General features: G+C 60.2%; 4 protein-coding genes. All 4 read right to left on the bottom strand.

Annotation, left to right across the window (positions count from 1 at the left end; genetic code table 11):
• On the bottom strand, nucleotides 1–1,408 hold a 1,408-nt coding region (locus WD767_02890; GenBank protein MEX2615020.1), incomplete at its 3' end, for a CHASE2 domain-containing protein.
• A gap of 338 nt (nucleotides 1,409–1,746) precedes the next feature.
• On the bottom strand, nucleotides 1,747–3,144 hold the full coding sequence (locus tag WD767_02885; protein ID MEX2615019.1) for a FecR domain-containing protein: 1,398 nt from the start codon (nucleotides 3,142–3,144) through the stop codon (nucleotides 1,747–1,749).
• 23 nt (nucleotides 3,145–3,167) lie between these two features.
• Nucleotides 3,168–4,634 carry a tetratricopeptide repeat protein gene (locus tag WD767_02880; protein MEX2615018.1) on the bottom strand — a complete coding sequence of 489 codons (1,467 nt, stop codon included), beginning with the start codon at nucleotides 4,632–4,634 and terminating at the stop codon, nucleotides 3,168–3,170.
• A gap of 472 nt (nucleotides 4,635–5,106) precedes the next feature.
• The gene (gdhA, locus tag WD767_02875) at nucleotides 5,107–6,453 is read right to left on the bottom strand and encodes an NADP-specific glutamate dehydrogenase (protein MEX2615017.1); all 1,347 of its coding nucleotides are present in this window, start codon (nucleotides 6,451–6,453) and stop codon (nucleotides 5,107–5,109) included.
• Nucleotides 6,454–6,518: the final 65 nt, after the last annotated feature.

Raw genomic sequence — 6,518 nt, 5'->3', positions numbered from 1 at the left:
CAAGCTGTTCGACCAGGGCCGGGGAGAGGTATTGCGCGAAGGCGCCGCGCACCTGCTTGCGCTCCCCTTCCGTCCGGATATAGCTGATCAGCGAGGCGGAAAGGTAGATGCCGAGGACAGCCACCGACGGATAGACCGGGTCCAGCAATATCTGTTTTTCGGTATAGCCGTACCAGGACCCGCCAAAGACCGCGACAACCGCAACGCCGCCGATGATTGCGCACCACACAGCGCCGAGGCGGGGCAGCAGCAGGATCAGGATGAGCCCCAACCCCGTGAGATAGGCCAGTTCGGCGCCCATCGCCCAGTCCGGCCGATTCAGGAAGTCCCCTTCGAGTATCTGCTCGATCAGTTCCGCATGCACCTCCACCCCCGGCAGCACCTGATCCAGCGGCGTGGACCGCAGGTCGAGCAGCCCGGCCGCGCTGGCGCCGACAAGAACAATATGGTTCTCGATCAGCGAACGGTCGAAGGAATCGTCCAGGATTTTCCAGATCGGGACGTAACGCGCCGCCTGGCTGCCGGCGTAATGCACCCAGACGCGGCCCTGATTGTCTGTCGGGACCTCGATCCGGCCGATCTTGAGGCTGACGACGCCGGTCTTTTCGCCAAATCCCGTTTCACCGCTGCCGCCGGACGACTTGATGATCATCGTCTTCGCACCCTGCGCCACGCGCAGGGCTTCCACCGAAATCATCGGGTACAGCCGGATTCCGCCCCCGGCTTTTTCATCGAGCTGGAATCCCGCAACGAGCGGCACCCGGCGGATCAGCCCGTCGGTTTCGGGCAGGACATTGAAATTGCCGTTGCCCGCCGCCGCTTTTTCAAAGGCGGCAAGATTGGCGACCGCGCCCGGCAGCGCCGGCAGGAACTGGGTCGGGTCGTCGCCACTGAACGCGAAATTTCCCCGTTGCACCGGGATGCGCGGGGCCTTGCCCGCGGTCAGCGCGAACCCGGTGACAATGCCCTTCAGTTCGCTGATATAGGCGGCAAACATTTCGTCATGGTCCGGCAGGCCAATCGCCTGATCGCGCAGCGACGCATATTCCGGCGCATGCGTCCAGTTTTCGACGATGTTGCGCGGCGATGTCCGGTCCGGCTCCGAAAACACGATATCGAAAACAACAACCGCCGCCCCGGCCTCGCGCAGTCGATAGATCAGTTCGGCCAGCCTGGTGCGCGGCCAGGGCCACTGTCCCAGCCGCTCCAGCGATTCATCGTCGATATCGACGATCCGGACGCCGGATTCGGGATTGTAGGGCCGCGGGTTCTCCACATTAAGGATATCGAACCAGATAACCTGGAACTCAGCCAGCCAGCGCGGCTCATAGATCCGCAGCGTCGCCGCCGTGGCCAGCAGGGTCAGCGGCAGCAGGATATGCATCGAACGGATCAGAAATCGGCGCAACGTGGGTTTCCTTCCGGCCGTCGGCCCGTACAGGTCTTCAGGAGCAATGCCAGTAATGACAGAATACAGTTAATATTTCGATACCCGCCTAACGGCACGGTTACCGCCAGAACCCCGGCACGCAGCCGCATCCGAAGGATTTCAGGGGTTCCCTTTGCGGCCGGCAACGCCGCTGGAAATCAATATGCGGTCGACAATTATTTCGGCGCCGAATCCATCGCCGACCGGCGCAGCAGATTCCAATTAAACCTGTGAAGGTGCTGCATCTTCAACAAGATAGAGCGAATTCAAATGGTTGCTGGATCGCCACGGGCGATTCCAGCAGACCATGATCTGGTTTAGTCGGGGACGCTGCCTTCCACGGTAACCGGCGCCGAACCCGTATTTCCCTGATGTGCGAGCGTTACGTTCAGATCAGCCGTACTCGAGGATACATCTGTAACGGCGATATCAAGTTCGCATCCCGCGCAGTGATTGGACAGGGCGGTATCCGCGTCGGCTTCGGTAAACAGCGCCTGTCCGGTCCGGTTCGTGTAATCGACCTCGCAGGAACTGAAACAGCCGATCTCCTGGCCATTCAGGCCCCCGCCGCTGATATTCTGCAGATGGAACTGGAACTGGTTACTGGAAAAATTGAACGAAAACAAGAAGTTGCCGACATTAAAGACGCTGCCCAGATTCAGGTTATTGCCGCTGATCGAAGCCGACCCGGTCGGTATGTTGCGGAGGTCATCGAACGAACAGCAAATTTCGGGTATTGGCGGCGGCGGTTCGGCGATATCGCCCTGACGGCTCACATTAAAAGCGTCGCCGGACGCTTGCGCGATATCGTTGCCGCTCAGCGTTCCGACGTCACTGGCGGCGCTGGCTTCCTGTGCATTCGGATCAGACGCGCTTCCCTTTGGCCCGGCCGGCGGCTGCGCGCCGAGGCTGTTGGTGAATCCCTGGGTGACGACCGGCGGCGCGGGAAACGGACCGAATATATTGCCGCCCGGGTCGGAGGCGACCGCATAGCCGCTGCGCGATACGGTCGTTCCGGGGCCGCCATCGCCATCCTGAAAAACCTGCGCCAGCTGCGAGAAGCCCGATCCGGCGCTCCGGCCGGTTTCCGCCCGCGCGGCACCGCGCGGTGCATAGGTGAAGGCGCCGCCCTTGTCATTGGTATTGTTCTCGCTGCCGGGGCCCAGCAGGACGACAAAATCCCGTGCCGAATCCGCGTTTGGCACCTGCTCCCGGATACCGTCGAAAACCGCATCGACCTGCGCATCCACTCCGACCGCGGGCCGGACGGCCCCGGCCACGATGGTGCCACGGATACCGATGGTCGCGGTCGGCAGGCGGACGGTCATGTCTTCCGGCCGCTGCTGGGCGATCTTGCCCGTAATGAACCGGAAGACCCCCTTGGCCACGGAGGCGGTGACCTTGCCGGCGCTTGTTTCGGGGTCGTAGACGAATTCGTCAATCGAGATTTCGCTGTTCGGCCCGATCGTAAACACCGTTTCGTCCAGCAGCATGACCTGCATGCCGCTGTCCCTGCCCGATGTAATCGCATCGCCCAGGAAAATGGCGTCGCCGCTTTCCACCTGGCGGCCAACGATGTTTTGAGACGTCCGCGCCAGGGCGACCTGCCCCCGAACGGCGGCGGAAACCCCGGCCTGTTGCGATTGCGCCGTGGCCGGACCCGATATGGCGGTCGACAGGGCGAGAGCGGCGACGGCGGAGATCAAGCGAAACATGGTTCGTTCCTTCCCGTTTGCGCCTAGAAGTCCCAGGACCGGGTGAGCATGGTCTGCGCCCGCCGGTTCTGGTAACTGAAATTCGGAAGATTCGATCCCTGGTCGAGAACTTCGCCGGTGACGGTCCAGGTCCAGTCCTTCAGGAAATCATAATATTTTTTAGAGGCCTCGGTGCCGAAATGGGCTTCGCTCAGGAAATTGCCCAGCGGCGCGCCATAGGTGACGCGAAAGCGCACCTGGGTGTCGTGGCGGGTCTGAAACGCGGTAACGGACGGGTCGGGTTCCTTGTACAGGTTCGTCGCATATTCCAGCCCCGTCAGCAGGAACTGTCCCTCGCCCAGCAGCCAGGTATGCTGCAGGGAAACCTTGTGGCCGCGAAACCCGTTGAACGATTTGTCGTAAGGCAGCTTGCGCGTATACAGGGCGGCGCCGGACAGGCTGTGTGTCGGGTTTATCTGTTTTTTCAGACCGAATTCCGCTTCCACCCGCTGACCGTCCCGTTCCGGCCCCAGCGCATTTTCGGAAATAACACGGAACCTCTCATCCTTCACGCCCAGCCGGAAATGCCCGTCGATACCGCCAAAATTCGGCAGGACATTGCGCCGGTCAAACTGCACATCGGCGCCCCAGCTGGTATAGAATTTTTCACGCGACAGGCGCAGGGTCGTATAGGAAAGCTTCGGCGTCATCATGAAGTTTTCATAATTCAGCCTCAGCGCGACGCTGGCGCTACCGGACTGCAGATCCTGCTGGTCGATCGACATCTGCTCGTTATGAAAATACGTTGCCGAAAACAGAAATTTGTCCGGCGCCTGATGGCCGAGATCCTGTGTCACATCGGCGGTAATGACGCCAAGCGCGGCGAAATCATCCTGTTTCCGCGCCCGTCCGGTCGGCGCGAATAAAAGGCCGGCACCGAGCGCCTGTCCGCTACGGGGGCCGGCATTGACGTTCGAGTCGCGCTTCACGCCGACAGCGACCTGCACACGCGCCGTTGTTGTCTGACGCCGCTTCTTGATCGCGCCCAGAAAGCGGTCGATTTCCGCTTCCAGGCTTGCCGCCATATTCAGTTCCTTCAGCGCGTTGAATTCGCGCTCGGCCTCGTCAATATTGTCCAGCCGGAACAGAACGATGGCGTACATCAACCGAATCTGCGGCAGATCGGGCGTGACCAGCAGGATACGCTCCAGCGTGGACGCCGCGCCGCGGACATTGCCCCGCGCGACCTGCGCCTTGGCATAGCGGAAATTCAGATCGACATTGTCCGGGTCCTTCAGGACGTCGGCATAGGAGATATCTTCGGCGGCCGGCAGGACCTCCTGGGATGCGCTGCCGGCACGCTCCTGCTCTTCCAGCAGTCGCTTCTGGCGCGCGGCCTCTGTCTCATCGAAACCCGGTTGCGTCTGCGCCATGCCTGCGGCCAACGGCAGGACCGTTCCGGACAGGATGACTGCAACGAACCGAAGCCCGATCCCGGATACTTTTACCATCAACGGCATCCTCCCCCCGCAACCGGGGACTACGCAACGATCATGCCGGAACGCGTCACGCACCAACCACGCACCGCACCGATGCAATTGTCGTATTACAAGCGTTCTCAGGCGCGATCCCACCGCCAGCGACTATGCATTTGCAGGACATCTGAAGTCAATTCACCGGCGACCATGGGCGACGCGGGGAAAAGTCGGATTTAAATCGCTTTAGCGTTTTTTTTCAAAAAGTTATATGTTTCTTGTGTGATTTTTCGCTCAATCCACAGCAGCGCTTTTCACGGGTAATGTTGCGGTTCTGCAACAGCGGGGCCGACACCCGAATTGACGCCGCAAACAGCCTCGGGACGAAATCCGGTCCATGGATGCGCCATGATTGCAGCCGCCGGAAACGGATCGGCCGGGACAGTGGCCCGGCCGAAAGGATAACGTGGACAACCGGAATCACCCGAAATGAGTCCGGCTGTCTGCTTCAGACGACACCATACGCCATCATGGCGTCGGCGACCTTCACGAAGCCGGCAACATTGGCGCCCTTGAGATAATCAACGCTACCGCCGGGGACACCGCCATATTCAGCGCAATTGTCATGAATATCCTTCATGATGCCATAGAGAAGATCCTGCAGTTCCTGTTCCTTCCAGGAAATCCGCGCGCTGTTCTGGCTCATTTCCAGGCCGGAAACCGCGACGCCACCCGCATTGGCGGCCTTGCTGGGCGCATAGAGGATGCCCGCGCTCTGGAACGCGTGGATGCCCCCTATCTCCGTCGGCATGTTCGCGCCCTCGGACACCGCCATGCAGCCGTTCGCGAGCAGCATTTCGGCTTCCGCCTTCGTGATCTCGTTCTGCGTGGCGCAGGGCACCGCGATATCGCAGGGAACGGACCAGGGCCGGCCCTCATGGAATTGGACTCCGAATTTCTCGGCATATTCGGAAATACGACCGCGGCGGACCTGCTTCAGATCGACCATATAGGCCAGTCTCTCTTCGTCGATACCGTTAGGGTCGTGAATGAACCCGGACGAATCCGACATGGTCAGGACCTTCGCACCGAGCTGCCGCGCCTTTTCCGCCGCATAGGTCGCCACGTTGCCGGAACCGGAAATGCAGATGCTCTTGCCTTCCATCCCGTTATTGGCATGTTTCAGCATGTTATCCAGCATATAGATCGTGCCGTAACCGGTCGCTTCGGTACGGATCAAACTGCCGCCGAATTCGAGGCCCTTGCCGGTAAGCACGCCGACAAACTCATTTTCGAGGCGCTTGTACTGGCCGAACATATAGCCGATTTCCCGGGCGCCGACGCCGATATCGCCGGCGGGAACATCCGTATTCTCGCCGATGTGCCGATGCAGTTCGGTCATGAAGGACTGGCAGAAACGCATGACTTCGTTATTTGACTTGCCCTTCGGATTGAAATCCGCACCGCCCTTGCCGCCGCCCATGGGCAGGCCCGTCAGGCTGTTCTTGAAGGTCTGTTCGAACCCCAGGAACTTCAGCACGCTGAGCGTGACAGTCGGGTGAAAGCGAATGCCGCCCTTGTAGGGGCCGATGGCATTGTTGAACTGGACACGGTATCCGCGGTTCACGCGGATATTGCCCTTGTCGTCCTCCCAGCAGACGCGGAAGATGACGGCCCGATCGGGTTCCGCCATACGTTCCAGAATCTGCATTTCCTGGTATCTCGGATTATCATGCAGGAACGGAATTACCGACGAGGCCACTTCCAGAACCGCCTGGTGAAATTCCGTTTCGCCCGGATTGCGCTTTATCAGGCCATCCATGAAACGATCGAGGCTATCAGATCTAACAGTCATTCATTCTCTCCTTGAACACACAGCTTCGTCACCCGAAAACCGGGAACGAATACCCCCTCACCACC

This window comes from Alphaproteobacteria bacterium, from assembly GCA_040905865.1.
Classification (GTDB): domain Bacteria; phylum Pseudomonadota; class Alphaproteobacteria; order UBA8366.
Note: the sequence above shows the minus strand (reverse complement) of the source record. Positions and strands in the feature narration are given on the sequence as shown.

Excerpts from the sequence above, each read along its gene's own strand:
- WD767_02885 (MEX2615019.1), bottom strand. The coding sequence starts at position 3,144 with ATGTTTCGCTTGATCTCCGCCGTCGCCGCTCTCGCCCTGTCGACCGCC.
- WD767_02880 (MEX2615018.1), bottom strand. The coding sequence starts at position 4,634 with ATGGTAAAAGTATCCGGGATCGGGCTTCGGTTCGTTGCAGTCATCCTG.
- gdhA (MEX2615017.1), bottom strand. The coding sequence starts at position 6,453 with ATGACTGTTAGATCTGATAGCCTCGATCGTTTCATGGATGGCCTGATA.